The 25,614-nt window shown below is 61.7% G+C and carries 23 protein-coding genes and 4 tRNA genes; 16 read left to right on the top strand and 11 right to left on the bottom strand.

Annotated features, from left to right (window positions below):
- Positions 1-45 precede the first annotated feature (45 nt).
- Genes dprA through EEQ99_RS13690 form a run of 4 tightly spaced genes read right to left on the bottom strand, consistent with a single transcriptional unit; the run spans position 46 to position 4,096 of the window.
- Positions 46-1,188 carry a DNA-processing protein DprA gene (gene dprA / locus EEQ99_RS13705; RefSeq protein ID WP_097595133.1) on the bottom strand — a complete coding sequence of 381 codons (1,143 nt, stop codon included), beginning with the start codon at positions 1,186-1,188 and terminating at the stop codon, positions 46-48.
- Complete coding sequence (gene plsY / locus EEQ99_RS13700) at positions 1,188-1,808, bottom strand: glycerol-3-phosphate 1-O-acyltransferase PlsY (protein ID WP_048338645.1); 621 nt, start codon at positions 1,806-1,808, stop codon at positions 1,188-1,190. Before plsY ends, dprA begins: the two co-directional genes overlap by 1 nt.
- A gap of 45 nt (positions 1,809-1,853) precedes the next feature.
- The gene (locus tag EEQ99_RS13695) at positions 1,854-3,143 is read right to left on the bottom strand and encodes a dihydroorotase (protein ID WP_048338644.1); all 1,290 of its coding nucleotides are present in this window, start codon (positions 3,141-3,143) and stop codon (positions 1,854-1,856) included.
- Positions 3,140-4,096, bottom strand: a complete 957-nt coding sequence (locus tag EEQ99_RS13690; protein ID WP_007626148.1) for an aspartate carbamoyltransferase catalytic subunit — start codon at positions 4,094-4,096, stop codon at positions 3,140-3,142. The genes EEQ99_RS13695 and EEQ99_RS13690 overlap by 4 nt, the downstream gene beginning before the upstream one ends.
- Before the next feature lie 179 nt (positions 4,097-4,275).
- Here EEQ99_RS13690 and EEQ99_RS13685 point away from each other — a divergent pair, with 179 nt between their 5' ends.
- Positions 4,276-5,934 (top strand): acyl-CoA dehydrogenase family protein, encoded by a 1,659-nt coding sequence (locus EEQ99_RS13685; protein WP_097595134.1) that lies wholly within the window; start codon positions 4,276-4,278, stop codon positions 5,932-5,934.
- A gap of 191 nt (positions 5,935-6,125) precedes the next feature.
- Here EEQ99_RS13685 and EEQ99_RS13680 read toward each other — a convergent pair whose 3' ends face one another.
- Positions 6,126-9,002 carry an Rne/Rng family ribonuclease gene (locus tag EEQ99_RS13680; protein WP_127430617.1) on the bottom strand — a complete coding sequence of 959 codons (2,877 nt, stop codon included), beginning with the start codon at positions 9,000-9,002 and terminating at the stop codon, positions 6,126-6,128.
- A gap of 622 nt (positions 9,003-9,624) precedes the next feature.
- On the opposite strand from EEQ99_RS13680, the gene EEQ99_RS13675 reads away from it, so the two are divergent.
- From EEQ99_RS13675 to prfB, 3 genes are all read left to right on the top strand, one after another.
- Positions 9,625-10,881 (top strand): N-acetylmuramoyl-L-alanine amidase, encoded by a 1,257-nt coding sequence (locus EEQ99_RS13675; RefSeq protein WP_097543043.1) that lies wholly within the window; start codon positions 9,625-9,627, stop codon positions 10,879-10,881.
- 362 nt (positions 10,882-11,243) lie between these two features.
- On the top strand, positions 11,244-13,703 hold the full coding sequence (locus tag EEQ99_RS13670) for a penicillin-binding protein 1A (RefSeq protein WP_047616584.1): 2,460 nt from the start codon (positions 11,244-11,246) through the stop codon (positions 13,701-13,703).
- A 158-nt stretch (positions 13,704-13,861) separates the two neighbouring features.
- Positions 13,862-14,993, top strand: a protein-coding gene (gene prfB / locus EEQ99_RS13665; protein WP_164735935.1) for a peptide chain release factor 2 whose coding sequence is annotated in 2 segments (ribosomal slippage) — positions 13,862-13,930 and positions 13,932-14,993 — 1,131 coding nt in all. Because the reading frame shifts where the segments join, the coding sequence is not laid out codon by codon here.
- Between the two features lie 55 nt (positions 14,994-15,048).
- On the opposite strand, the gene EEQ99_RS13660 is transcribed toward prfB, so the two are convergent.
- From EEQ99_RS13660 to EEQ99_RS13650, 3 genes are read right to left on the bottom strand one after another with little or no spacing between them, the layout of a single operon-like run.
- Complete coding sequence (locus EEQ99_RS13660; protein WP_127430616.1) at positions 15,049-16,068, bottom strand: alpha/beta hydrolase family protein; 1,020 nt, start codon at positions 16,066-16,068, stop codon at positions 15,049-15,051.
- 34 nt (positions 16,069-16,102) lie between these two features.
- A complete protein-coding gene (locus EEQ99_RS13655; protein WP_047616589.1) occupies positions 16,103-16,612 on the bottom strand; it encodes a hypothetical protein in 510 nt (169 codons plus the stop codon).
- Between the two features lie 4 nt (positions 16,613-16,616).
- Positions 16,617-17,390: an NAD kinase gene (locus EEQ99_RS13650; protein WP_047616590.1), complete on the bottom strand. Its 774-nt coding sequence runs from the start codon at positions 17,388-17,390 to the stop codon at positions 16,617-16,619.
- A 157-nt stretch (positions 17,391-17,547) separates the two neighbouring features.
- Between EEQ99_RS13650 and EEQ99_RS13645 the strand changes: the two genes are divergently transcribed.
- Positions 17,548-17,623, top strand: a tRNA-Thr gene (locus EEQ99_RS13645).
- A gap of 151 nt (positions 17,624-17,774) precedes the next feature.
- Positions 17,775-18,188: a hypothetical protein gene (locus EEQ99_RS13640; RefSeq protein WP_174824454.1), complete on the top strand. Its 414-nt coding sequence runs from the start codon at positions 17,775-17,777 to the stop codon at positions 18,186-18,188.
- Positions 18,189-18,220: 32 nt separating this feature from the next.
- Here the strand turns inward: EEQ99_RS13640 and EEQ99_RS34605 are convergent, their stop codons facing one another.
- Positions 18,221-18,358 (bottom strand): hypothetical protein, encoded by a 138-nt coding sequence (locus tag EEQ99_RS34605; RefSeq protein ID WP_164735934.1) that lies wholly within the window; start codon positions 18,356-18,358, stop codon positions 18,221-18,223.
- Positions 18,359-18,422: 64 nt separating this feature from the next.
- Positions 18,423-18,581 (bottom strand): hypothetical protein, encoded by a 159-nt coding sequence (locus EEQ99_RS34600; RefSeq protein WP_164735933.1) that lies wholly within the window; start codon positions 18,579-18,581, stop codon positions 18,423-18,425.
- 207 nt (positions 18,582-18,788) lie between these two features.
- Between EEQ99_RS34600 and EEQ99_RS13635 the strand changes: the two genes are divergently transcribed.
- Entirely contained in the window at positions 18,789-19,529 is a 741-nt protein-coding gene (locus EEQ99_RS13635; RefSeq protein ID WP_063474328.1) for a hypothetical protein, read from the top strand.
- Between the two features lie 29 nt (positions 19,530-19,558).
- On the opposite strand, the gene rlmB is transcribed toward EEQ99_RS13635, so the two are convergent.
- Positions 19,559-20,449, bottom strand: coding sequence for a 23S rRNA (guanosine(2251)-2'-O)-methyltransferase RlmB (gene rlmB / locus EEQ99_RS13630; RefSeq protein WP_047616594.1), 891 nt, complete (start codon positions 20,447-20,449; stop codon positions 19,559-19,561).
- A gap of 201 nt (positions 20,450-20,650) precedes the next feature.
- Between rlmB and EEQ99_RS13625 the strand changes: the two genes are divergently transcribed.
- The 9 genes from EEQ99_RS13625 (at position 20,651) to rplK (ending at position 25,612) form a co-directional block, all read left to right on the top strand.
- Positions 20,651-20,735: transfer RNA gene (locus EEQ99_RS13625), tRNA-Tyr, on the top strand.
- 24 nt (positions 20,736-20,759) lie between these two features.
- Positions 20,760-20,833, top strand: a tRNA-Gly gene (locus EEQ99_RS13620).
- Between the two features lie 348 nt (positions 20,834-21,181).
- Positions 21,182-22,357, top strand: coding sequence for an elongation factor Tu (gene tuf, locus EEQ99_RS13615; RefSeq protein WP_028757605.1), 1,176 nt, complete (start codon positions 21,182-21,184; stop codon positions 22,355-22,357).
- 202 nt (positions 22,358-22,559) lie between these two features.
- Positions 22,560-22,694, top strand: coding sequence for a hypothetical protein (locus EEQ99_RS35380; protein ID WP_010069473.1), 135 nt, complete (start codon positions 22,560-22,562; stop codon positions 22,692-22,694).
- A 229-nt stretch (positions 22,695-22,923) separates the two neighbouring features.
- The gene (locus EEQ99_RS13610) at positions 22,924-23,817 is read left to right on the top strand and encodes an NAD-dependent epimerase/dehydratase family protein (RefSeq protein ID WP_047620026.1); all 894 of its coding nucleotides are present in this window, start codon (positions 22,924-22,926) and stop codon (positions 23,815-23,817) included.
- A gap of 168 nt (positions 23,818-23,985) precedes the next feature.
- Positions 23,986-24,061 (top strand) — tRNA-Trp (locus EEQ99_RS13605).
- Positions 24,062-24,255: 194 nt separating this feature from the next.
- Complete coding sequence (secE, locus tag EEQ99_RS13600) at positions 24,256-24,456, top strand: preprotein translocase subunit SecE (protein ID WP_003573826.1); 201 nt, start codon at positions 24,256-24,258, stop codon at positions 24,454-24,456.
- Positions 24,457-24,473: 17 nt separating this feature from the next.
- Positions 24,474-25,004: a transcription termination/antitermination protein NusG gene (gene nusG / locus EEQ99_RS13595; protein WP_003547516.1), complete on the top strand. Its 531-nt coding sequence runs from the start codon at positions 24,474-24,476 to the stop codon at positions 25,002-25,004.
- Positions 25,005-25,180: 176 nt separating this feature from the next.
- Positions 25,181-25,612 (top strand): 50S ribosomal protein L11, encoded by a 432-nt coding sequence (gene rplK / locus EEQ99_RS13590; protein ID WP_047620024.1) that lies wholly within the window; start codon positions 25,181-25,183, stop codon positions 25,610-25,612.
- Positions 25,613-25,614 lie beyond the last annotated feature (2 nt).

Here is a 25,614-nt window from a genome sequence, read left to right as displayed (position 1 = left end):
GGTTTTCGACACAGGGGGCGGCAATTCTGCGATATCGTGCAAAGTTCAATCGGAAAGCGAGACGAACCCGCCCTGATGCCGCTGCAGCCTGCCCGATATATCGAGTTCCAGAAGGATGAGATAGACCGCGGATGCCGACAGACCGGTATGGCGGATGACGTCGTCGATCTCGACCGGCGTCGGCCCGAGCGCATCGATGACGCGGGTTCGGTCGGGATCGCCGGGTGGCACCGAAATTGCCTTGCCCTCACGCGCCGGTTCCTCTGCCATCGATGACGGGAACAGGTCGAATTGCGCAAGCGGCGCCAAAGCCTCGACGACATCGACGGGGGCGGTGACGATCGATGCACCGTCCTTCAGCAGGCCGTTGGTGCCATGGCAGCGCGGATCGAGGGGGGAGCCGGGCACGGCAAACACCAGGCGACCGAACTCGCCGGCAAGCCGCGCCGTGATCAGCGAGCCCGAACGTGTCGCTGCTTCGATGACGACGAGGCCGAGCGCAATGCCGGCGATCAGCCGGTTCCGGCGCGGAAAGTCGCGGGCGCGGGGCTCCCAGCCGAAGGGCATCTCGCTGACCGCCAGGCCGTTGCCGTCGGTGATCTCTTCGAGCAAGCCGATATTCTCCGGCGGGTAGGGCTGGTCGAGACCCCCCGCAAGGGCGGCGATGGTGCCTGTGTCGAGGCTTGCCCGGTGGGCTGATGTGTCGATGCCGCGGGCTAGACCCGAGACCACGGTATAACCCGCCCTGCCGCAGTCGCGCGCCACCATCGCCGCGAATTTCGCGCCTGCGACCGAGGCATTGCGGGAGCCGACGATGCCGACAGCCGGTCGTTTGGCGGCGGCAAGCGCGCCTTTGACGGCGAGAAGCGGCGGTGCGCCGTCGATCTGTTTCAGTGCCTGCGGATAGTCCGGCTCACCGATGCCGACGAAGCGGGCGCCGAAACGATGCGCTGCCTCCAGTTCCCGATGTGCTTCGGCCTCGCTGGCGATGCGAATTGCCCGCGTGGCGCCGCCGCGCGCCGAAAGCTCCGGCAATGCGGCAAGCGCTGCTTCGGCCGAACCGAAATGATTGATGAGGTCGCGAAAGGTGGCGGGGCCGATATTGTCGGAGCGGATGAGGCGCAGCCAGGCAATTCTTTGCCGTTCGGTCAGCACGACGCCTTTTGGTCCCGCGCTCAGCGCATCCATTATCCCTTTGCCCCGATCTTGCTTTCCGTCCCGCCCATCAGCCGCGAGATATTCGCCTTGTGCTTCCAGTAGGAAATCAGGGTCATGATCGCCATGACGGCCGCAACCTTTTCGTTGCCCAGGATCCACAGCGCAACGGGGATGACGAGCATGGCGACCAGCGCCGACAGCGAGGAGTAGCGGGTGGTGAAGGCGACGGCCAGCCAGACGGCGGCGAAGAGCACGACCATGATCGGCGCGACGCCGAGCAGGGTGCCGATATAGGTGGCGACACCCTTGCCGCCCTTGAAGCCGATCCAGACCGGGAAGAGATGACCAATGAAGGCGAAGAAGCCGGCGATGATCGCCGCCTCCTCACCGAGGAAATAACCGACGACCCAGGCCGCCGCCGATGCCTTCAGCGCATCGAGCAGCAGCGTCGCCGCAGCGAGCTTGCGGTTTCCTGTTCTGAGCACATTTGTCGCGCCGATATTGCCGGAGCCGATGCTGCGCACGTCGCCGAGGCCGGCCGCACGCGTCAGGATCAGGCCGAAAGGAATGGAGCCGAAGAGATATCCGATGACGGCGGCGGCAAGCGCGATCGGCAGGGTGATCTGCCATGACATGAGATTGGATAACATATGCCCCCTCGGCCCTCCGTGGCCTATCCTCGGTCCAGCCGTCTCCTAAATTGCGTGGACAAGCTTTCCCGAGACGTATGTCGCGACCGCCCGTCCGCTGAAGCGCGCATCCTCGAACGGCGTATTCTTCGAACGGGAGAGAAGCATGTCTTTGGCGACAAGCCAAGGCTCATCGAGATCGATCAGCGCGATATCGGCCGCCGCACCCGGCTTCAGCGTGCCGGCGGCGAGGCCGAAAATCTCGGCGGGGCGGGTCGACATGGCGTCGATCAGGCGCATCAGGCTCACCTGGCCGCCATGGTAAAGCCTCAGCGCCGCCGCCAGCATGGTTTCGAGCCCGATCGCGCCGTCCTCCGCCTCGGCGAAGGGCAGGCGCTTCGTATCGACGTCCTGCGGGTCATGCGAGGAGACGATGATGTCGATCGCGCCGCTGGCAAGGGCCTCGACCATCGCCACCCGGTCGTCTTCCGGTCGCAGCGGCGGATAGAGCTTGAAGAAGGTGCGGTATTCGCCGATGTCGTTTTCGTTGAGCGCCAGATTGTTGATCGAGATGCCTGAGGTCACCTTGGCGCCGCGGCTGCGGGCGCGTTCAATCGCCTCGACCGATTGCGGCACCGAGATCATCGCGGCGTGATAACGTCCGCGCGTCAGCTCGGCGATCCTGAGATCGCGTTCGAGCGGGATGAGCTCGGCTTCCCTGGGAATGCCGGAGAGCCCGAGCCAGCTGGCGAAAAGCCCCTCATGCATGACGCCGTTGGCGCCGAGATATTTGTCACGCGTCTCGCAGGAAATGACGGCGCCGAATTCGCGCGCATAGGTCATGATCCGGCGCAGCACCTGCGTGTCGTGGACGCTGGAATGGGCATCGGTGAAGGCGACGGCGCCGGCCTGCATCAACAGGCCGATCTCGGTCATTTCCTCGCCGGCAAGGCCCTTGGTGATGGCGGCTGCCGGATAGACATTGACGGCGGCCGTATCCCGCGCCGTCTTCTTGACGAATTCGACGAGCGCGATGTCGTCGATGACGGGATCGGTGTCCGGCATCATGATGATCGAGGTGACGCCCCCGGCCGCCGCCGCCCGGCTCGCCGAGGCGATCGTCTCACGATGCTCGCCGCCGGGTTCGCCGATATGGACGCGCGCATCGACGAGGCCGGGCGTCGCCACAAGGCCCGTGCAGTCGCGGATGACGGCGCCATCAGGCGCGCCCTGATTCTGCGCCGCATGGCCGGCGGCGATGATCACGCCGTTTTCGGCGATGATCGTTCCGACTTCATCGAGGTTGCGCGAGGGATCGACGATGCGGACGTTCTTGAGGACGATCGGGTTGCTCATGCCATCATTCCATCGCTGCGGGGACCCTGGTTCTGCGAGACGAGCAGCGTCTCCATGACCGCCATGCGCACCGCCACCCCCATCTCCACCTGTTCGGCGATCACACTCTGCGGCCCGTCCGCCACCTCAGACGCGATCTCGACGCCGCGGTTCATCGGGCCGGGATGCATGACCAGCGCATCCTCCTTGGCGGCTTTCAGCGTTTCGGCGTCGAGTCCGTAGAAGTGATAATATTCGCGCACCGAAGGCACGAAGGCGCCGGACATGCGCTCGCGCTGCAGCCGCAGCATCATCACGACGTCGGCGTCCTTCAGCCCTTCCTTCATCGAATGGAAGACCTCGACGCCCATCTCGGCGATGCCGGCGGGCAGGAGGGTTGCAGGTGCGACGACACGGACGCGGGCGCCCATCGCGTTGAGCAATAGGATGTTGGAGCGCGCCACCCGCGAATGCAGCACGTCGCCGCAGATTGCCACGATGATGCGCGACAGCTTGCCCTTGGCGCGACGGATCGTCAGCGCGTCGAGCAGCGCCTGGGTCGGATGTTCGTGCTGCCCGTCGCCGGCATTGACGACCGAGCAGGAGACCTTCTGGGCGAGAAGGGCGGCGGCACCTGCGCTCGAATGGCGGATCACCAGCACGTCGGGGCGCATGGCATTCAGCGTCATCGCCGTGTCGATCAGCGTTTCGCCTTTCTTCACCGAGGAATTGCCGACCGACATGTTCATGACGTCGGCCCCGAGCCTCTTACCGGCAAGCTCGAAGGAGGCCTGCGTGCGGGTCGATGCCTCGAAGAAGAGATTGATCTGCGTCAGCCCGCGCAGCGTCGACGTCTTCTTTTCTCTCTGGCGGCTGATCTTGACGGCCTCATCCGCCTTGTCGAGAAGATAGGTGATATCCTGCTCGGTGAGGCCCTTGATGCCGATGAGGTGGCGGTGGGGGAAAAAGACCATGACCTTGCCTCTTGCTGTCTCTGGCGGGTCTATAAAGAGTGCTGCCCGCCGGGGCAAGCATGCGCTGTGGGCAAAGGCTTATGTCCCCATGCATTTTCGCCCGAATTCCGATAGAGCAGAATGAACCGAATCATAACTTCCGGTTTCCCTTTGCCGGGTTCTTACACTAGAAGCGAATTATGACCTCCGCCAACCGGACTGACGACAAACTCGCAGAACTCAACCAGCCGAGCCTGTGGTCCGGCATCAACGCCTATCGATCCGATCCGCTGATCGTCGACCTGACGGCGGCCCTCCCGCGCGGCATCCGCGAAGACCTGGAAAATATGGGCCGCTACGTCACCTCGCCGGAGGCGCAGGAACTGGCGCGCATGGCCAACCAGGGCGCGCCGCAGCTGCGCACCCATGGTCCGCGCGGTGAGCGCCTCGACGTCGTCGAGTTCCATCCCGCCTGGCACGCGCTGATGCGCCGTTCCATGTCGGTCGGGCTGCATTCCTCCGTCTGGGACCCGCAGGCCGATACCGAGGCCAAGGATGAGGCGCATAAGGTTCGCGCCGCGCGGTTTTATCTGACGTCACAGCTGGAATCCGGCCATCTCTGCCCGCTGACAATGACCAGCGCCTCGGTTGCGGCGCTGTCGGCTTCGCCCGCTGTCCAAAAGGACTGGGCGCCAAAGATCCTCTCGCGCAAATATGATTCGTCGAACAAGCCCGCCATGCAGAAATCCGCCGTGACCATCGGCATGGGCATGACGGAAAAGCAGGGCGGCACGGATGTGCGCGCCAACAGGAGCGCTGCCGAAAAGGTCAGCGAGGGTATCTACCGGCTGTCCGGCCACAAATGGTTCATGTCCGCGCCGATGAGCGATGCCTTCATCATGCTGGCGCAGACGAAGGAGGGCATGGGTTGCTTTCTCGTGCCGCGCCTTCTGGAAGATGGTTCCGCCAACGGGTTGCAGTTCCAGCGGTTGAAGGACAAGGTCGGCAACCGCTCCAACGCCTCTTCCGAGGTCGAGTTTACAGACACATTCGGTTTCCTGCTCGGCGGTCCGGATGCCGGCATCCGCACCGTCCTCGATATGGTGACGCTGACCAGGCTCGACTGTGCGCTGGCCTCATCGGGCATCATGCGCGCCTCGCTTGCCGAAGCCGTGCATCACACCCGCGGCCGCAGCGTCTTCGGTAAGATGCTGGTCAACCAGCCGATCATGACGCGCGTGCTCGCCGACATGGCGCTCGATGTCGCCGCCGCGACGGCGCTGTCCTTCCGTCTTGCCGACGCCTTCGACAAGGCGCGCGGCAATGCCGAGGAGGCGGCCTATGCCCGCGTCATGACGCCGGTCGCCAAATACTGGTGCTGCAAGATCGCGCCGGCGCTGATCTACGAGGCGATGGAATGCATCGGCGGCAACGGCTACATCGAAGATCGCCCGATCGCCCGCCATTACCGCGAGGCGCCCGTCAACGCCATCTGGGAAGGCTCCGGCAACGTCATGGCGCTCGACGTGCTGCGTGTGCTCAACCGTGGCAAGGATCTGTTCGAAACCGTCTTCGCCGGCCTTGCCCGCGATCTCGGCCCTGCCGGCAAGAAGACGATCGACGTGTTGCGCGCCGCAATCGCGCTGTGTGAACAGGACGAGGGCGCCGCGCGCCTGCTGGTCGAGCAACTGGCGCTGGCTGCCGGTGCCGCCGAACTCTATCGGCTGGGCGCCGGGCGCATTGCCGATGCCTTCATCGAGACGCGCCTTGCCGGCGGCTGGCGCTCCACCTACGGCATGCTCGATTCCCGTTTCGACGCCAGCTACATCGTCGACTTGCTCTATCCGCCGGCGGCCTGATCGCTACCGGGGATGATGGTCGCTCTTCGCCGGCGTCGAGCCGAGCGATAGTGAAGCGCTCTATGCCGTCTCGCTTGCGGTACACAGTGGCAAAGTGCCGCCCATTTCTACTCCCCACGCTATCGCCATAAACGAAAATCCGGCCGCGTCGCCGCGGCCGGATTTCAGTGTTTACGTCCGAAAATCAGCGTTCAGAAGAAGCCACGGCGCTGCCACCAGCCGGCTTTCTTCGGCTTGCCGTCATCGCCGTCGCCATTCTCGACGCGGGTGGTGGATTTCACCGTCGGCTCGGAGGAGGAGATATTGGATTCGCGGTTGGCGCGAACCGGCTTTGCCTCTTCCTGGACTGATGTTTCGAGATCGGCGGAGGCTTCCACCAACTCCGGTTCTGCCTCGACCACAGGTGCGGTCTCCGCCACCGGTTCCTCGACCGGCGCTGCCGCCGGTTTGCGGCGGCCGCGGCTGCGGGCGGGCTTCACATCCTCGGTGATGACCACTGCGCTCTCGACGGCTGCCATCGCGGGCTGAGCTTCGTCAGCCTGCTCGGCAATCGCCTCGACAGCTACGGCTTCACCAGGAGCGCCGTCGTTCGAAACGTCGTCACCTTCGTCCTCGTCGCCGCCATTGTCTTCACCGGCTTCGCCGGCCGTCAGCTCGGAGCCATCCTCGGCGCGATTGCGGCGACCGCCACGCTTGCCGCGACGGCGGCGCTTGCGGCGCTGCGATTCCTCGCTTTCAGCGCGCGTCTCGGGTGTGGCTTCGGTGTTTTCATCACCTTCGCCGCCCTCGTCGTCGCCATCCTCATCCTCGTCACCGGCTTCGCCTGCTGCCGATACCGGCTGCTCGGCATTGCCGTTGCGGCCGCGGCGGCGCCTGCGGCGCTTGCGCTTGCGGTTACCGTCACCTTCGCCTTCCGAGCGCGCTGCTGCGGGACGTTCGGCAGCGGCCGGCTTTTCCTCGAGTTCTTCGTCTTCCTCTTCATCCACTTCGATGACGATATCGTCGTCGTCATCCTCGGGAATGGCTGCGAAGTTGAACAGTGTTTCGATCTTGACCGGGTTTTCCACGGCTTCGCCGCGATCGATCGCGAAATGCTGCGCACCGACCGAACCGTCCGCGTCGATGACGATCGCGACGCCGAAACGGCTTTCGTAATCGATGATCGTCTGGCGCTTGTGGTTGAGCAAATAGAGCGCGATGTCAGGAGTGGTGCGCACGGTGATGTTGTGCGTGGTGTTCTTCAGCAGATATTCCTCGATGCCGCGCAGCACATGCAGCGCGACGGAGGACTGCGAACGCACATGGCCGGTGCCGCCGCAATGCGAGCACACCTGCGTGGTCGATTCGAGAACCGAAGCACGGATGCGCTGGCGCGACATTTCGAGCAGGCCGAAATGCGAGATCCGGCCGACCTGGATGCGGGCGCGGTCGTTCTTCAGGCATTCCTTCAGCTTCTTCTCGACGGCGCGGTTGTTGCGCTTTTCTTCCATGTCGATGAAGTCGATGACGATCAGGCCGGCAAGGTCGCGCAGGCGAAGCTGGCGGGCGATTTCTTCCGCGGCTTCGAGGTTCGTCTGCAGCGCGGTATCCTCGATCGAATGTTCGCGCGTCGAGCGGCCGGAGTTGACATCGATCGAAACCAGCGCTTCCGTCTGGTTCATGATCAGGTAGCCGCCGGAACGCAGGGTCACCTGCGGCTGCAGCATGCGGTCGAGCTGGGCTTCGATGCCCGAGCGCGAGAAGATCGGGTGGATGTCGCGATAGGGCTGAACCACCTTGGCGTGGCTCGGCATCAGCATCTTCATGAAGTCTTTCGCTTCACGATAGCCTTCTTCGCCGGCAACGATGATCTCGCTGATGTCCTTGTTATAGAGGTCGCGGATCGAGCGCTTGATCAGCGAGCCTTCCTCATAGACGAGGCAGGGAGCGGTGGACGCCAGCGTCAGCGTGCGTACGTTCTCCCACAGGCGCATCAGATATTCGAAGTCGCGCTTGACCTCGACCTTGGTGCGGTTGGCGCCGGCGGTGCGAAGAATGACGCCCATGCCCTGCGGTACCTCGAGCATGCGCGCGATTTCCTTCAGGCGCTTGCGGTCGGCAGGGTTGGTGATCTTGCGGGAAATGCCGCCGCCGCGCGCCGTGTTCGGCATCAAGACGGAATAGCGGCCGGCGAGCGAGAGATAGGTGGTAAGGGCTGCACCCTTGTTGCCGCGCTCTTCCTTGGCGACCTGCACGAGCAGGATCTGGCGGCGCTTGATGACTTCCTGGATGCGGTACTGCTTGCGCGGCTTGCGCTGCACGCGGTCCGGCACTTCTTCCATCGCGTCTTCGGCGCCGACGGATTCGATGACTTCCTCTTCGCCGTGATCGTCATCGTCGTCATCATCATCGTGGCGACGCTTGCTGGTATCGACGTCCTCGGAAATCTCGTCGGTTTCCACCATGGCGGCCATCGCGCCGCCGGTCGAGCCGTCATCCTCGTTGTCGACGGTCGAAGCGCCTTCGGCTTCGACGTCTGTGGGAACGGCGTCCTCGGTCGCGGTCGTTTCGGCGACCGGTTCGGTCACCTTCTTGCGGCTGCGGCGCGGCCTTGCCTTCTTGGCCGGCGCTTCGTCTGCGGCCTCGGGCGATGCCGCGGCCTCTGCCGCTGTCGTCTCTTCCGTTACGGCAGCCGCTTCTGGCGCCTTTGCCGGAACGATGCCGACATCCGGCTGATCCTGCTTGGAAAGATCGACCATCGGCGCGGTTTCGACATGCTCGACATCTTCGTCGCGGCGATGCTCCTCGGCTTCGGCACGAAGCAGTGCCTGACGATCGGCAAGCGGTATCTGGTAATAGTCGGGATGGATTTCGGCGAAGGCCAGGAAGCCGTGCCGGTTGCCGCCGTAATCGACGAAGGCGGCTTGCAGCGAGGGCTCGACCCTCGTTACCTTTGCAAGATAGATGTTGCCGCGGATCTGCTTCTTGTGCTGGGACTCGAAGTCAAATTCTTCTATGCGGTTCCCGCGAACGACAACGACGCGCGTCTCTTCCTCGTGAGACGCATCGATAAGCATTTTGTCTGCCATGTAAGCTGTGCTCCTCGGCGTGGCCGCGAGAGCGCATTCCCGACTGCTGTTGAAACAGAAAGAATGCGGTCCACTGTAGCCGCGCCGGATAATGAAAGTCGCGCCTGATGCGAGGGGGAGGGCAGCAGCCAGACAGCAGCCGGAACCATTTCGGTCCGGGGCCTGTACACTTCAGATAAAACCTGCTGCGAAACCATCAACAACCAAGCGTGATCGACAAATACGAAGACCCGTTCGGGTCCGATGAGTTTGCTCCCTGAGAGCGTGGTGGCTGATCCACCAATGAATTCCGACAATAAGCCGGAAAATCAGGATCCAGTTCTAGGGATGAAGCGCATGAGACGGCGGACGATGACCGATGTGGCGCCAGGTCCTGATCTGGCTGGCAGCCTTTGCGGCGACTCTATCCCGTCAACACTTTACCCTGAAATTCGTTGTATGTTTTCTGTGTCACAATAGCAAGGGAAAAGCCAAATGTGCCATAATATTGATGGATTTCGTAACGCATAGAAGCTGGGGATAAAGTGATCGCGATTCGGCAGGCTAACGGGTGTTTCGTCACGGGGACGGTCGCTGCAGCCGCGTCGGGTTCATGGCAATTCAAATAGGGTGTGGCGGTTTATTGTATAAGAGGGCTCGGATCGCGGCGAAATCCGCAGCGCGGCGATCGACATTCGCAAGGCGGGTTCTGACGGCAATGCTTCTGGCCGCCAGCCTCCTGGCCGTTGCCGGCTCCGTCGAAGCCGGAGATCCGCTGCTCGCCTATGGTGCGCGCATCGTCGGCGACGACGCCAGGACCCGCATCGTCATCGACTTCGATCGCGAACCGCGCTTCTCCGTCCACTATATCGCCAATCCGGAACGCATCGTCGTCGACCTGCCGGCCACCGCCTTCGGCTTTCCGGCGAAGGATCTTGCCGCCCGCGGCCTGTTCAAGGACATCCGTTACGGCAAGATGGATGAGGAAAGCGCCCGCATCGTGCTGACGACGGCAAGGCCGGTGAAGCTGGCGCTCGCCAAAGTGCAGGCCGACGAGGCAGGCAAGGGGCATCGCCTCGTGCTCGATGCCGAGATGATCGACAAGCAGGCCTTTGCCGAGCTGGTGAAGACCCAATCCTGGAACGATCAAACTGAGGCGGACCAGACGACCAGCGCCATTCCGGCGCCTGAGAAAGCCGCTCCCGGCGATTTCGTCATCGCCGTCGATGCCGGCCATGGCGGCATCGATACCGGCGCGATCGGCGTCGACACCAAGACCGAGGAAAAGCAGGTAACGCTCGCCTTCGCCAAGGCGCTGACCGACCGGTTGAACAAGGAACCGGGCATCAAGGCTTTCCTGACGCGCGAGGATGACGAGTTCCTGTCGCTTTCGCAGCGCGTGCTGATCGCCCGCCAGAACCATGCCGGCCTGTTCATTTCCCTGCATGCCGACACGCTGAAGCAGAAAGATATCCGCGGCGCGACCGTCTACACGATCTCCGACAAGGCATCCGACAAGCTCGCCGCCGACCTTGCCGATCGTGAAAACCTTTCCGACCAGATCGCCGGCAAGGAGACGGTCGCCGAGCCGCCCGAGGTCGCAGACATCCTGCTCGATCTGACCCGGCGCGAGACCCAGGCCTTTTCGATCTCGCTGGCCGAGAGCGTGCTGAATTCCTTCAAGGATCAGGTTGGCACCATCAACAATCCACACCGTCACGCCGGCTTTCGCGTGCTGCAGGCCCCTGACGTGCCGTCGATCCTTCTCGAGCTCGGCTTCCTCTCGAATGCCGATGACGAGAAACTGCTGCTCGACGAGACCTGGCGCGACAAGATCGCCGGTCTCTTGACCGACGCAGTGAAGCGATACCGCGCCGCCGTCATGGCGAATGGCGGCTAATCAATGCCACGCAAAGAGCTGTAGCGGGTTGTGGCATGGCGATATGCATAAAAAACAACGACTTAAAGCGCGTCACATGAATCAAGTTCTGAGCAAGATGCCTCAGATTGGCGGCGGCGACGGCGTTGCTTGGATGTGACAGTTCTAATGAAACGCTGCTGCAGCGGTGAATGCGGCGGGCAGAGCCCTATTTTGCTCACATTCGCGCCGTTACTCCGGCTTATGTTTCGTAGGCCTGAGGCGCGGAATCGGCTTGTGGCGGTAACGCTCATGGAGTAAGCCGCGCAACGTGCAAATTGCCTTGATCCATGCAATCGTTGCGTCTGCGCCGATTGAAGATCGAAAAGACCGGTAGCTGAAATATGGTTAGACTTTTTGGATATTTCTTCGGAATGGCCTGCGTCCTGTTTCTGGTCGCGGCGGCGGGTGTTGCCATCTATATCACCAATGTCGCCAGGGATCTGCCGGACTATGCCGTTCTGAACAGCTACGCGCCGCCGGTGACCACCCGCGTTCATGCCGGCAACGGCGCCCTGATGGCCGAATACGCCAAGGAAAAGCGTCTTTTCCTGCCGATCCAGGCCATTCCCGACCGCGTGAAGGCCGCTTTCCTGTCGGCCGAAGATAAGAATTTCTACAATCACCCGGGCGTCGATCTTACCGGTCTCGGCCGCGCAATCCTCGTCAACCTGCAGAATTTCGGCTCCGGCCGCCGTCCGGTCGGCGCCTCCACCATTACCCAGCAGGTCGCCAAGAACTTCCTTTTGAGCTCGGACCAGACGATCGACCGCAAGATCAAGGAAGCGATCCTCTCCTTCCGCATCGAGCAGGCCTACAGCAAGGACAAGATCCTCGAACTCTACCTGAACGAGATTTTCTTCGGCCTGAATTCCTACGGCATCGCCGGCGCAGCACTCACCTATTTCAACAAATCCGTCACCGAACTGACCGTCGCCGAGGCAGCTTACCTGGCCTCGCTGCCGAAGGGGCCCGCCAATTATCATCCTTTCCGCCACCCGGAAGCTGCGCTCGAGCGCCGCAACTGGGTGATCGACCGCATGGTCGAGAACGGCTATGTCAGCCAGAGCGACGGTGAGGAAGCCAAGAAGCAGCCGCTCGGCGTCACCGCCCGCACGACCGGCCCGTCGCTCTTTGCATCGGATTATTTCGCCGAAGCCGTGCGTCGCCAGCTGATCGACCAATATGGCGAAAAGGTTCTCTATGAGGGTGGCCTTTCAGTGCGCACGTCGCTCGATCCGCAGATGCAGCTCGCTGCCCGCAAGGCGCTGCAGGACGGTCTGGTCACCTATGACGAGCGCCGAGGTTTCCACGGCCCCCTCAAGCAGATCGATGCGAGCGGTGACTGGGGCAAGGCGCTTGCCGATATCCCCGCACTGTCCGACGTGCCGGAATGGCGGCTTGCCGTCGTGCTCGCCGTGTCCGACAGCAATGTCGACATCGGCCTGCAGCCGGCCAAGGATGGAAGCGGCAAGGTCGCGGCTGAGCGTCAACGCGGCACGATCGATGCCAAGAACATGCAGTGGGCCTTCCGTTCGGCCGACGGCGCCCGCAAGACCGCGAAGTCGCCGGTCGGCGTCCTGGCCCCCGGCGACGTCGTTTATGTCGCAAAGCTCGGCGACGACGCCTCGACCTCCTACCGCCTGCAGCAGCCGCCGAAGGTGCAGGGCGGCCTGGTCGCCATGGACCCGAAGACCGGCCGCGTGCTGGCCATGGTCGGCGGCTTCTCCTACTCGCAGTCCGAATTCAACCGCGCCACCCAGGCGATGCGCCAGCCGGGCTCCTCGTTCAAGCCCTTCGTCTATGCGGCGGCGATGGACAATGGTTATACGCCGGCCTCCGTCATCATGGATGCGCCGATCGAGATCGTGTCGGGCGGCCAGGTCTGGAAGCCGGAAAACTACGGCGGCGAAGTCGGCGGGCCCTCGACGCTGCGCTCGGGCATCGAGCATTCGCGCAATCTGATGACGGTGCGCCTCGCCAATGATCTCGGCATGAACATCGTCGCCGAATATGCAGAGCGCTTCGGCATCTACGATCACATGCTGCCGGTTCTCTCCATGTCGCTCGGCGCCGGCGACACGACGGTGCTGCGCATGGTCTCGGCCTATTCGGTCATCGCCAATGGCGGCAAGCAGATCAAGCCGACATTGATCGACCGTATTCAGGACCGCTATGGCAAGACGATCTTCAAGCATGAGGAGCGTCTGTGCGAGGGCTGCAATGCCGGTGACTGGCAGAACCAGGAAGAGCCGAATGTCGTCGACAATCGCGAAACCGTTCTCGACCCGATGACCGCCTACCAGATCACCTCGATGATGCAGGGCGTCATCCAGCGCGGCACCGCCGCCGGCAAGATCGACCTCGGCGGCCGCGACGTCGCCGGCAAGACCGGCACCACCAACGACGAGAAGGATGCCTGGTTCGTCGGCTTCACGCCGGATCTGGTTGCCGGCCTCTATATGGGCTTCGATACGCCGGCCCCGCTCGGCCGCGGCGGCACCGGCGGCGGTCTCTCCGCCCCGATCTTCAACGAATTCATGCAGGCCGCCGTCAAGGATACGCCGGAATCCAAATTCGTCATCCCGCCCGGCATGAACCTGATCCCGATCGACCGCAAGACCGGCATGGCTGCCGCGGACGGCGATCCGAACACCATTGTCGAGGCTTTCAAGCCCGGCACCGGCCCGGCCGACAGCTTCTCCGTCATCGGCATGGACAGCACCATGGCGCCGGAGGAGATCCTGAAGACCTCGCCGCAGGCCAACCAAGCCGTCCAGACCGGAACGCCCGGCCTGTTCTGACCGTCGCCGAATTTTGGAACGCTTGCCGCGGCCCTTTACATCCGCGGCGGGTGTCTCTAGAGCATTTCCAGCAAAAGTGCGCAGCGGTTTTGCGTCCGGAATTGCGTGAAACAAAGACGTAAACCAGCACTTGAAGAGACCGAGCAGAGAAGCGGAAAATGCGAGCGGAAATCGAAAACGTAGTCGATGAAACCAAGCAGGCTATCACCCTGCTGAGGAGGCATCTTTGACTGGGACCAGGCGATAAGACGACTGGACTGGTTGAACAACAAGGCAGAGGATCCGAACCTCTGGAACGATGCACAGGAAGCGCAGAAGCTGATGCGCGAGCGCCAGCAGCTCGATGACGGCATCAACGGCGTCAAGCAGCTCGAACAGCAGCTGAACGACAATATCGAGCTGATCGAGCTTGGCGAGGAAGAGGGCGACCAGGGCGTCGTCAAGGAAGCCGAGGACACGCTGAAGGCCTTAAAGGCCGAGGCCGCCCGCCGCCAGGTGGAGGCGATGCTCTCCGGCGAAGCCGATAGCAATGACACCTATCTCGAAGTCCATTCCGGCGCCGGCGGTACCGAAAGCCAGGACTGGGCCAACATGCTGTTGCGCATGTACACCCGCTGGGCCGAACGCCAGCGTTTCAAGGTCGAGCTTCTCGAAGTCCATGACGGCGAAGAAGCGGGCATCAAATCCGCGACCCTGCTCGTCAAGGGCCACAATGCCTATGGCTGGCTGAAGACGGAATCGGGCGTGCACCGGCTGGTGCGCATCTCGCCTTACGACAGCAATGCGCGCCGCCACACCTCATTCTCGTCGATCTGGGTCTATCCGGTTGTCGACGACTCGATCCAGATCGAGATCAACGAAAGCGACTGCCGCATCGATACCTATCGTTCGTCGGGCGCCGGCGGCCAGCACGTCAACACCACCGACTCGGCCGTGCGCATCACGCATATCCCGACCGGTATCGTCGTGCAGTGCCAGCAGGAGCGTTCGCAGCACAAGAACCGCGCCAAGGCGTGGGACATGCTGCGTGCCCGCATGTACGAAGCGGAACTGAAGAAGCGTGAGGACGCCGCCAACGCCGAAGCCGCCTCCAAGACGGATATCGGCTGGGGCCACCAGATTCGCTCTTACGTGCTGCAGCCCTACCAGTTGGTGAAGGACCTGCGCACCGGTGTCGCCAGCAGCGCCCCGGACGATGTGCTCGACGGTGATCTGAACGAGTTCATGGAAGCAGCCCTTGCCCACCGCATCAGCGGCGCCGCCGACGCGGTCGTCGAGGATGTCGACTGATAGGGTACAGCAGAATCGAGACACGAAAGCCCCGGAGACGGGGCTTTTCTTTTGCTCAGACCATGGCGCTGACGTCGCTGTCTTGAAACAGCGCGGCCGACAGATCGGCAATCTCGTCATGAATGGCGGCGCGCTCGATGCCCGGGGGATCGGTAAAAAGTTCTGCCGCGAAGGCGAGGCCGAGCGCCGTGCCCTCCGGCACGAAGACATAATGTCCAAGGCCGCCGCCGAAGATCTTAAGAGCGCTGTGCCGCAGCCGCGCATGCAGCCATGACGAACATTCCTCCGCCGGTGCCGCCCTGTCGGCATCGCCGACCAGGATGAGGGCGGGCGCATTGACAGCCTTCAGGCTTTCCTCGCTGAAACAGAGAACGGACCGGCCCGGCGCGCAGACGAGCGCGGCCTTGATTCTCTCGTCCCGGTAGGACTGCGACACGCGCGACCGTGAATCGCGAAACACCTCGCTGGTGCGCAGCAATGTCGGGATATGGTCGGCAAGGTCGGGAAATTCCCTTGGTCCGCGCGCACCATCCGGCTTCATCCTGGACGGTTCGAACTGCGAGAACTGGGCGATAGCGCCAAGCAGCAGCATCACGCTATAGGCTCCGGCCGAAAATCCGGCCGCAAACACGCGGGCCGTTTCGATATGGCCCGACAGATTGCCGAGCCAGTCATCGCTGTGGTCGAGCATGTAGCTGAGGTCGGGTGCCCGCTCCCAAAGGCAGGCAAAACCTTCGGCGCGATAGGGCTCGATACCGGTATTGCCGTGATGGCTGACGCCGAGCGCTGCAAATCCGCGATCGACCAGGCGTCGCGCCAGCCACTCCAGTCCGGCCGCGGATCCGCCGGTGCCGTGCGACAGAAGGACGAGGGGGTAGGGCCGGGCCGCCGGCCGGATGGGCGCATCGCGGGCAACAGTCGCCTTCTGAAACCAGCTTCTTTCCGTTATATCGCTTTCCCGGGCGTCATCGGCAGCCGGGTACCAGAGCGACCAGTTGATCGGCCTGGGGCCGGCTGCGTCCCAATTCGACCTCTTCTTGTCGTAGAGGATGCCCTCGCGATAGCCCAGTTTCATCGCCCAGATGTCTCTCCGAACAATTCCCAGCCGTTCAATTCGTCGCCTTCTCCACGGTGATGTCGCCGAATTCGTCGATCAGCACGGTCCAGCTATCCGGCTCGGCGGCGGGATCGGTCTTCAGATAGATCGTGGCAAACAGCCCCGGCTCCTTGATGATGCCGTTCGAATTCTCCGGGCGTATATCGGTAACGTAAGGCTTCAGGTCGCTGATTTCCTGCAGTTCGATGGTCGAGGCGATCGCCGGGCCGGTCTCTGTCTGGGCAATCTGCTGCAGGTAGACCTTCGAGGTCCTGTCGGCCTGGCGGACGGCAAAGAGCTTGTAGTAGCCGTGGCGCTGGGTGGCCTTTCCCTCGGGGTTGGCGACGCTCTCGGCACCCATCGGCGCCCGCTCGACATCAGGTGCGTTGCCGTCATCCTCCCAATAGCCGGTGCTGGTCGCGAAAATCACCGATGCCGGCAGGATGGCATCCTGCGCCGGGGCGGCTGCGACCGACCATCCCAATAGGAAAATGGTGGTCGTCAATATCCCTCGCATGGCCATCGTCTCAATCCTTGAACTGCTCGGCGAGAATACGGTCGGACCAGGAGCGGTCGGGATCGGAGAGGATGCGCGCCGTCATATGCTCCGACTGGGCGATTCGGATATGCAGCACCGACTTGACCTCGGTATTGTCGGCCACGGCGTTCACCGGCCGCTTCTCCGGCTCGAGAATGTCGATATCGACGGTCACTTTGTTCGGAAGCAGCGCGCCCCTCCAGCGCCGCGGCCTGAACGCGCTGACCGGCGTCATCGCGAGCAGCGGCGCTTCGAGCGGCAGGATCGGGCCATGGGCGGAAAGATTATAGGCCGTCGATCCGGCCGGTGTCGCCACCATCAGCCCGTCGCAGATGAGTTCCTCCAGGCGGACGCGCCCATCTATCATGACCCGCAGATTCGCCGCCTGATAGGACTGGCGAAAAAGATAGACCTCGTTGATGGCCAGCGCCGTCGAGTTGGTGCCGTCGGCATTGGCCGTCGTCATCTGCAATGGCCGGAAGACGTTTTCGACGGCGAGGCAGATGCGTTCCTGAAGCTGTTCGGTGCGATAATCGTTCATCAGGAATCCGACCGAACCGCGATTCATGCCGTAAACCAGTTTGCCGGAGTTCATGGTGTGGTGCAGCGTCTGCAGCATGAAACCGTCGCCGCCAAGCGCGACGATGACGTCGGCTTCGTCAGCCGGCACGTCACCATAGAGGCGAATCAGCTCCTCGCGAGCGGCAAGCGCCTCCGTCGTTGGTGAGGCGAGAAAGGATAGCGTCTGAAATGAACGGCCCATGCAATGCCCTTTATGATGCTGTCCTAGCTAAAGGATAAAGGCCTTGTACGACAAGGACGTTTTCTGCCGCGAAGCGTTTTGAGCCGCAGCCGACCTGTTCGCGCAGGCACGGATTTCCCTTTACAGAATCATAGAATCTGCTAGTTGGGCAATTATTGCCCTTGTAGCTCAGTTGGTAGAGCACCTGATTTGTAATCAGGGGGTCCCGGGTTCGAACCCTGGCGGGGGCACCAGCCTACGCTCTGTGAGCTTCGGCTCGGCGAGCTGAAGAAAGCTGCTAAGCGAAGGCGCCGCCTTCGCAGGCCATACCTCGGTTCGACGCTGCTTTGTTCGATCGCACCCAGCAGATTTTTTTAATAGCCCGCATCGCTCGATGAACCGCGCGTGAAGGGCTGCTTCAGCGCCAATTCAGCCGCGCCCGACTATCTTCGCCTCATCATCAATGAGGAAACAGCCATGAGGCTCGCACATCTCTTTCTCGCCGCAACCATTTCAGTCGGTGGGGCTTTCGCGTCCGTCGCACCGGCGGCCGCCATGCCGGTCGAGCGGCCGGCAGTGTCGGCACAGGGCGATATCGTTCAAATTCGTGATGGCTGGCGACGTGATCGCGACCGTGACGATGGTGACGACCGTGGCTGGCGTGACGACCGTGGCTGGCGCGACGAGCGCGATTGGCGCCGCTCCGATTGGCGCGATGATCGCCGTCATTGGCGGCGGTGGCGTGCCGAGCGTTGGCAGGAACGCCGCGAGTGGCGCGATCGTGATCGCGGCATGCCTTTCTGGCTCTACCGCAGCTGAAGATAAAGGCCCGGATCATTCGGGCCTTTATTTTAATGCGCGATAGGTTCATTGACGCTCGCCTCGATCCTGTCGCCATTGCCGGTCTCTCCGGCGCCCGATGGCGACATCATCGCGATGCTGAGCACGGAGACGACCATGAAGGCGACGACGGCGATCATTATGCGCATGAGCGTTCAATCCTCGTTCGATTCCGGGATTAACGCGTAAGCGCCCTCCGCGTTCCGGCCGGGATTATTGCACCGGTCCCGGCGTCGCGGGGCCGGGCGCCGTCGGCGACAGGGGATCGGGCTGGTGGATGGGATGCGAGGTGTCCACCCAGATGATGCTGAGAATAATCACGACGAAGACCGCGACGAAGAGGATACCGAAAATCAGCGGTCGAATGGCCATGATGGGAATCGTTCCTTCTTGCTTCTGACCGGTCGCGCCAACCGGTCATCGCCCGATCATAGTGTTCCGGAAGGTCTTTCCAAGGCAAAAGTGGATTTCTCCGGCATCGGCCAGGCGTTGCACGGGTCTTGCCGGCATCCGTTTCCCATCTGTCGCGCCGGATCGAACCATGTCAGAGATACCGAAGCATTTCAGAGGCGGACTGTGATGAAGCGGACGATCAAGACATCGACTATCCTTGCGGCACTGATTTCCTTGGCCGGAGCGTCCGAAAGCCCGGCACCGTTCGACAGGCCGATAAAAGTGGACGTCGTCGCGCTGCCGAAGGACGAACTCAATCCTGATGCAAAGCCGAAGATCACCTGCAGCCGTTATCCCGCCTTCATGGTCAAGGAAGTCGATCTCGGCGAGGTCGGAGCCGAAAAGCTGGCGCTGCTTGCCGCCGATGCGCCCTGTGAGCGCGCCGACGAACGCGAGCGGGTGATCGAGGACGATATAGCCGGTTATCTCATGGGCGTCAGCGGCGGTTTCGTCTTCTTCCGGGCAGCGGACGGGTGGAACGGCGGACTGCCTTTCGTCGTCTACGATGCGGCGACGGGCGAGCGGCTACTCGACGATTCGTTTGAGGGCGACAATTTTGCCGCGATAAGGAGCGGGAAGGGGGAGCTGACCCTCGACTTCCGCCGCGTCTACACGGCGTCCTGCTCGCTCTATCTCGATGGTGCTGCCTGCGCAAAGGCGATCGCCGCCGACACCGGGCTGCCGCTGAAGCAGCTGCCGGATTGTGCCTCAGCCTACAAGGCGGAAATCAAACGCAGCCCCGGCCACGCTGGTGAAATCGAGAAGCTGCCGAGCGTGATCGTCTATCCCGTCGAGGTGGCCTATGTGGCGGGCGATACACTGCGCCGACCGCTGGACGGACCTGCCAGCTGCCAGACGCCGAGCTGAGCAGGAGCGCGGCGTCCGAGCAGGCCAGCCTATGCCTTCAGGTGGAGACGCGCCGCATAAAGCGCGATCGCTGCGGCATTCGAGACGTTGAGCGATTTGATCGCGCCCGGCATATCGAGGCGGGCAAGTGCGTTGACAGTTTCCCGCGTCTTCTGCCGAAGTCCCTTGCCTTCGGAGCCGAGCACCAGCGCCACCTTCTCGCCAGAGAAGGTGCCTTCGAGCGGCGCCGGCCCTTCCGAATCAAGGCCGATGGTGGAGAAACCGAGCTTGTGCAATTCGCCGAGCGCATCCGCGAGATTGGTGACCTGTATATAAGGTATCAGCTCCAGCGCGCCGGAGGCGGACTTGGCGAGCACGCCTGACTCGGTCGGGCTATGTCTCTGGGTGGTGATAACGGCGCCGGCATTGAAGGCGACGGCTGAACGCATGATCGCGCCGACATTGTGCGGATCGGTCACCTGATCGAGGACGAGCAGGAGAGGGCTGTCCTTCAGCGCTTCGAGTCGGCGTACCGGAAGCGGCCGTGTTTCCAGCATGACGCCCTGATGGATCGCTTCCGGGCCGAGCACCTTATCGATCTCCTGCGGCGAGACGATTTCGAAGGGAATGCCGAGCGTTTCGACGTCGACTTCGAGCCGCGCCAGCGCATTCTGCGTCACGAACAGCTTGATCTTCTTGCGCTCGGGATTGTCGAGGGCGGCGCGCACCGTATGCAGGCCGTAAAGATGCACCTGATCGGGGGCAAGAGCCGGCGGCTTCCAGTCCTCGGCCCCGCGCCTGCGCTTCTGCGGCTGAGGTGTCGGAATCTCGCCGCGTTCGCGCTTGGCGTCCCGGTGGGCGCGCCGCAGATTGGCGTAATGCGTATCCTTGGCGGATGGGTCTGTCGCGGACTTGCCGCCGGATTTGTTGTCTTTGCTCATGCGGCTTTATAGCTATGGCGCTCGCCGCCGCATAGGCTTTCTTTCATATGCCGGCTTTCGGCGGCGAATGAAATTTTTCGTGTTTTTTCCGTTGTCATCGTGTTGACAGACTGAAATGCTCCGGTCATATACGCGGCGCAGACGACGGGCGGCAACGCTTCGAAGTCTGACGAACTTGGTCTAGCGATCCGGACGAAAACTGGAGAGATGCCCGAGTGGTTAAAGGGGACGGACTGTAAATCCGTTGGCTCAGCCTACGTTGGTTCAAATCCAACTCTCTCCACCATTCGTCATCGGATCGGACCACCCCGCGGGTATAGCTCAATGGTAGAGCAGCAGCCTTCCAAGCTGAATACGCGGGTTCGATTCCCGCTACCCGCTCCAGTTTCCCTGAAGCCAGTTCATACGACCGCCGCCGCGGTAGTTTTTGGGTGTTTCCGCGCTGGCGATGAATTCCACGATGGCGGCCATCGCCTGACGGGCGAGGGGCGGTCGGCGCCGACCGCCTGAGCTTCGTCCCCCAGTCGTCCATGCGATTTTCTCTGAGATTTCAGGGATTTTCGAGGGCACTTCGGCGAATCGCCTTGCAGGCGGCGAATTGTCTCCCATATGCGCTGTCAGGCCAAGAATGGCGTCTGCAATTAAGTCTTGCGCAATGTCGCCGAAAGCCTTAAACGGCGGCACTAAACCGGTTCGCCGGGGCCCACCATTTCGTTCACAGGAAGCATTCAAATGGCAAAGAGTAAGTTTGAGCGCAACAAGCCGCACGTCAACATCGGCACGATCGGCCACGTTGACCACGGCAAGACGTCTCTGACGGCAGCGATCACGAAGTACTTCGGTGAGTTCAAGGCGTACGACCAGATCGACGCGGCTCCGGAAGAAAAGGCCCGTGGCATCACCATTTCGACGGCCCACGTCGAGTATGAGACGCCGGCCCGCCACTACGCGCACGTCGACTGCCCCGGCCACGCCGACTACGTCAAGAACATGATCACCGGTGCTGCCCAGATGGACGGCGCGATCCTGGTGTGCTCGGCCGCTGACGGCCCGATGCCGCAGACGCGCGAACACATCCTTCTGGCCCGCCAGGTCGGCGTTCCGGCGATCGTGGTGTTCCTGAACAAGGTCGACCAGGTTGACGACGCCGAGCTTCTCGAACTGGTCGAGCTCGAAGTTCGCGAACTGCTGTCGTCCTACGACTTCCCGGGCGACGATATCCCGGTCGTCAAGGGTTCGGCGCTCGCTGCTCTCGAAGATTCGGACAAGAAGATCGGCGAAGACGCGATCCGCGAGCTGATGGCTGCGGTTGACGCCTACATCCCGACGCCTGAGCGTCCGATCGACCAGCCGTTCCTGATGCCGATCGAAGACGTGTTCTCGATCTCGGGCCGCGGCACGGTTGTGACCGGCCGCGTCGAGCGTGGCATCGTCAAGGTTGGCGAAGAAGTAGAGATCGTCGGCATCCGTCCGACCTCGAAGACGACGGTGACCGGCGTTGAAATGTTCCGCAAGCTGCTCGATCAGGGCCAGGCTGGCGACAACATCGGCGCGCTGATCCGCGGTGTGAACCGTGACGGCGTCGAGCGTGGCCAGATTCTCTGCAAGCCGGGTTCTGTCAAGCCGCACAAGAAGTTCATGGCGGAAGCCTACATCCTGACGAAGGAAGAGGGTGGCCGTCATACGCCGTTCTTCACCAACTACCGTCCGCAGTTCTACTTCCGCACAACCGACGTGACGGGCATTGTGACGCTGCCGGAAGGCACGGAGATGGTTATGCCGGGCGACAACGTCACGGTTGCCGTCGAGCTGATCGTTCCGATCGCGATGGAAGAAAAGCTGCGCTTCGCCATCCGCGAAGGCGGCCGCACCGTCGGCGCCGGCATCGTCGCTTCGATCGTCGAGTAACTTTCGAGTTATCCGCAATTATGAAGACCCCGCTGGAAACAGCGGGGTTTTTCATTTTCATGGCTTCCGGTAGGTTTAACAGGTGTTGTAAAAATATCGTTAAATTGGCCTGTCACAGTATTTTGTTCATCTCACATTCAGAAACCGGTTTGTGAATGGCCCATTTTAGTCCAGACTCCTTCTTGCAAAGAGGAGAGCCCGGATGATTCCAAAGGCCACATTCGCTGCGACGATATTCGCTATGTATGTTTTCACGATGTTTTTCATCGCTGCAATTCCGCAAGAGGTTGTTCAGGCAGCCGGAGTGCAGGTCAACGAGATAAGCGTCGTCAAGTGACGACGTTGGAGTTAAGCGTCGTCAAGTGACGACGCTGGAGGTAAGTGTCGTCAAGTGACGACCCTTGCAGAGCATCGCAGCCTTCTGCGATGATCGGAAATGATCGGCCAGGCGCTCCCGGATAGGATGCTCCTGGCGACGCGGGGGTGAACCCTTGCACGACGCTCGCTTGCTCTTCGCGCGGAAGCGTCTCACTATGCCTCCGATTTCATGACGCGGAGGATATTCCATGAAGAGACGCATTCTGTTCACGGGCGGTTCGGGCAAGGCAGGTCGCCATACTGTGCCATGGCTCGTCAATGCCGGTTACGAGGTTCACAACCTCGATCTCGTGCCGCTGGATAGCCCCGGCGTCACCAATCTCATCGCCGACATCACCGACAGCGGTCAGGTCTTCAATGCGCTCTCGATGCATCGCGATTTTCCCGATCTCGATGCGGGCAGGGGCGTGCAGCCCTTCGATGCTGTCGTGCATTTCGCCGCCATCCCGCGCATTCTGATCAAGCCCGACAACGAAACCTTCCGCATCAACACGATGGGCACCTACAATGTCATCGAGGCGGCGGTGAAGCTCGGCATCAGGAAGATCATCGTCGCATCGAGCGAGACGACCTACGGCGTCTGCTTCGCCGAAGGCCATCGCGATTTCCACCATTTCCCGCTGGAGGAGGACTACGACGTCAATCCGATGGATTCTTACGGCCTTTCCAAGGTGGTCAACGAAAAGACGGCGCGCGCCTTTGCCGAACGCTCGGGTTTCGACATTTATGCGCTGCGCATCGGCAACGTCATCGAGCCGCACGAATACGAGAAATTCCCCACCTTTTTCGCCAATCCCGAGATGCGCAAGCGCATCGCCTGGAGCTATATCGACGCCCGCGACCTCGGACAGATCTGCCATCTGTGCATCGAGAAGGACGGTCTCGGCTATCAGGTCTTCAACGCCGCCAACGACACTGTCTCGGCCAACACGCCGTCGAAGGAGCTTGCAAAGCGATTCTTCCCGAACGTGCCCTTCACCCGCGAGATCGGCGAATATGAGGGTCTGCTCTCCAACCGCAAGATTCGCGAGGTGCTGGGCTTTAAAGAAGAGCACGATTGGCGGAAATATGTGAACCTCTGAACGGATCTTGGTCGCCCGGTGGAAAAGCCTACTGCTCGCATATGAGGAGAATGGCTTTGAAAATCGAAAATCGTGCTTGCCAATCCCGTGCCGTCGTCTTAAAGGGAGCGCCATGCTTTTCAGCAGCGATTTGCGGGCCTTGGCTCTGGCGCTGAATGACAGGTATGAAGGGGTATAGCTCAGTTGGTAGAGCGGCGGTCTCCAAAACCGCAGGTCGTAGGTTCGAGCCCTACTGCCCCTGCCATTCTCCTTGATGCGGGACAGCGCGGACATGCTCGCGGCATTCCGGCCGGGGATTGATGGGTGGTAAGTAATTTCGTTAAACTTCGGTTTCCCTCTTGTGTATTCGGAAATCGGTGTTTATTTAGGGTTCAACAGACACGCGGTGCGTGGGGCTGATAGTTTCAGCTTTACGCGCCGTAATTGCGTGGGCAGTCGATGGCATCCAAATCCAATCCGTTTGCGTTTCTGCAGCAGGTTCGCTCCGAGACGTCCAAAGTTACATGGCCGTCGCGCCGCGAGACGATGATCTCGACGGTTATGGTGCTTGTGATGGTGGTTTTCGCCGCGCTGTTTTTCTTTGCCGCTGACCAGCTGATCGGCTGGGTCCTGAGCTTCGTGCTGAATACCGGCAACTGATACGGGTGGAGATGAAAATGGCGGCACGTTGGTACATCGTCCACGCATATTCTAATTTTGAAAAGAAGGTGGCTGAAGACATCGAGAACAAGGCTCGCCAGAAGGGGCTGGAGCACCTGTTCGAGAAGATCCTCGTGCCGACCGAAAAGGTGGTGGAAGTGCGTCGCGGCCGCAAGGTCGATTCGGAGCGCAAGTTTTTCCCGGGCTACGTCATGGTTCGCGCCAATCTGACGGATGAAGCCTATCACCTGATCAAGAATACGCCGAAGGTCACAGGTTTCCTCGGCTCCGACAATAAGCCCGTTCCGATTCCAGATTACGAAGCCGAGCGCATTCTCGGTCAGGTCCAGGAAGGTGTCGAGCGGCCGAAGGCCTCCATTACCTTCGAGATCGGCGAGCAGGTCCGCGTTTCCGACGGCCCGTTCGCGTCGTTCAACGGCACGGTTCAGGATGTGGACGAAGAACGTTCGCGCCTGAAGGTGGAAGTGTCGATCTTCGGCCGCGCAACGCCGGTCGAGCTGGAATACGCTCAGGTCGAGAAGGTCTGATTGCAGAGACTGGAGGCTGGCCCTTGCGGCCTGTTTCCTGCGGACTTTGTCCGCATCCGCGTGGAAGGTGAGGGGTCTTAGCCGGACCCTAACGATCCGCACCACGCAACCGCAGCCGCCGGAGAGATCCGGCATCACGGGCCGGGCGACCGGCCGTTCATGAAAGGCAGAGAGATATGGCTAAGAAAGTTGCAGGCCAGCTCAAGCTTCAGGTCAAGGCAGGATCGGCAAACCCGTCCCCGCCGATTGGTCCGGCGCTTGGTCAGCGTGGCATTAACATCATGGAATTCTGCAAGGCGTTCAATGCCGCCACGCAGGAAATGGAAAAGGGTATGCCGATTCCGGTCGTCATCACCTATTACCAGGACAAGTCCTTCACCTTCGCGATGAAGCAGCCTCCGGTCAGCTACTGGCTGAAGAAGGAAGCGAAGATCACGTCCGGTTCCAAGACGCCCGGCAAGGGCGCCAAGGCCGGCTCCCTCACCAAGGCTCAGATCAAGACGATCGCAGAAGCCAAGATGAAGGATCTGAACGCAGCGGATATCGAAGGTGCAATGGCGATGATCGAGGGCTCTGCCCGCGCCATGGGCCTGGAAGTGGTGGGTTAAGA

Source organism: Rhizobium anhuiense, assembly GCF_003985145.1.
GTDB classification, from domain to species: domain Bacteria; phylum Pseudomonadota; class Alphaproteobacteria; order Rhizobiales; family Rhizobiaceae; genus Rhizobium; species Rhizobium anhuiense.
Note: the sequence above shows the minus strand (reverse complement) of the source record. Positions and strands in the feature narration are given on the sequence as shown.

Excerpts from the sequence above, each read along its gene's own strand:
- rlmB (WP_047616594.1), bottom strand. The coding sequence starts at position 20,449 with ATGAGCAAAGACAACAAATCCGGCGGCAAGTCCGCGACAGACCCATCC.
- EEQ99_RS13685 (WP_097595134.1), top strand. The coding sequence starts at position 4,276 with ATGACCTCCGCCAACCGGACTGACGACAAACTCGCAGAACTCAACCAG.
- secE (WP_003573826.1), top strand. The coding sequence starts at position 24,256 with ATGGCATCCAAATCCAATCCGTTTGCGTTTCTGCAGCAGGTTCGCTCC.
- rplK (WP_047620024.1), top strand. The coding sequence starts at position 25,181 with ATGGCTAAGAAAGTTGCAGGCCAGCTCAAGCTTCAGGTCAAGGCAGGA.
- dprA (WP_097595133.1), bottom strand. The coding sequence starts at position 1,188 with ATGGATGCGCTGAGCGCGGGACCAAAAGGCGTCGTGCTGACCGAACGG.
- EEQ99_RS34600 (WP_164735933.1), bottom strand. The coding sequence starts at position 18,581 with ATGGCCATTCGACCGCTGATTTTCGGTATCCTCTTCGTCGCGGTCTTC.
- EEQ99_RS13650 (WP_047616590.1), bottom strand. The coding sequence starts at position 17,390 with ATGGGCCGTTCATTTCAGACGCTATCCTTTCTCGCCTCACCAACGACG.
- EEQ99_RS34605 (WP_164735934.1), bottom strand. The coding sequence starts at position 18,358 with ATGCGCATAATGATCGCCGTCGTCGCCTTCATGGTCGTCTCCGTGCTC.
- EEQ99_RS13680 (WP_127430617.1), bottom strand. The coding sequence starts at position 9,002 with ATGGCAGACAAAATGCTTATCGATGCGTCTCACGAGGAAGAGACGCGC.
- EEQ99_RS13690 (WP_007626148.1), bottom strand. The coding sequence starts at position 4,096 with ATGGTCTTTTTCCCCCACCGCCACCTCATCGGCATCAAGGGCCTCACC.
- EEQ99_RS13695 (WP_048338644.1), bottom strand. The coding sequence starts at position 3,143 with ATGAGCAACCCGATCGTCCTCAAGAACGTCCGCATCGTCGATCCCTCG.
- nusG (WP_003547516.1), top strand. The coding sequence starts at position 24,474 with ATGGCGGCACGTTGGTACATCGTCCACGCATATTCTAATTTTGAAAAG.
- tuf (WP_028757605.1), top strand. The coding sequence starts at position 21,182 with ATGGCAAAGAGTAAGTTTGAGCGCAACAAGCCGCACGTCAACATCGGC.
- EEQ99_RS35380 (WP_010069473.1), top strand. The coding sequence starts at position 22,560 with ATGATTCCAAAGGCCACATTCGCTGCGACGATATTCGCTATGTATGTT.
- EEQ99_RS13670 (WP_047616584.1), top strand. The coding sequence starts at position 11,244 with ATGGTTAGACTTTTTGGATATTTCTTCGGAATGGCCTGCGTCCTGTTT.
- EEQ99_RS13660 (WP_127430616.1), bottom strand. The coding sequence starts at position 16,068 with ATGAAACTGGGCTATCGCGAGGGCATCCTCTACGACAAGAAGAGGTCG.
- plsY (WP_048338645.1), bottom strand. The coding sequence starts at position 1,808 with ATGTTATCCAATCTCATGTCATGGCAGATCACCCTGCCGATCGCGCTT.
- EEQ99_RS13635 (WP_063474328.1), top strand. The coding sequence starts at position 18,789 with ATGAAGCGGACGATCAAGACATCGACTATCCTTGCGGCACTGATTTCC.
- EEQ99_RS13610 (WP_047620026.1), top strand. The coding sequence starts at position 22,924 with ATGAAGAGACGCATTCTGTTCACGGGCGGTTCGGGCAAGGCAGGTCGC.
- EEQ99_RS13655 (WP_047616589.1), bottom strand. The coding sequence starts at position 16,612 with ATGGCCATGCGAGGGATATTGACGACCACCATTTTCCTATTGGGATGG.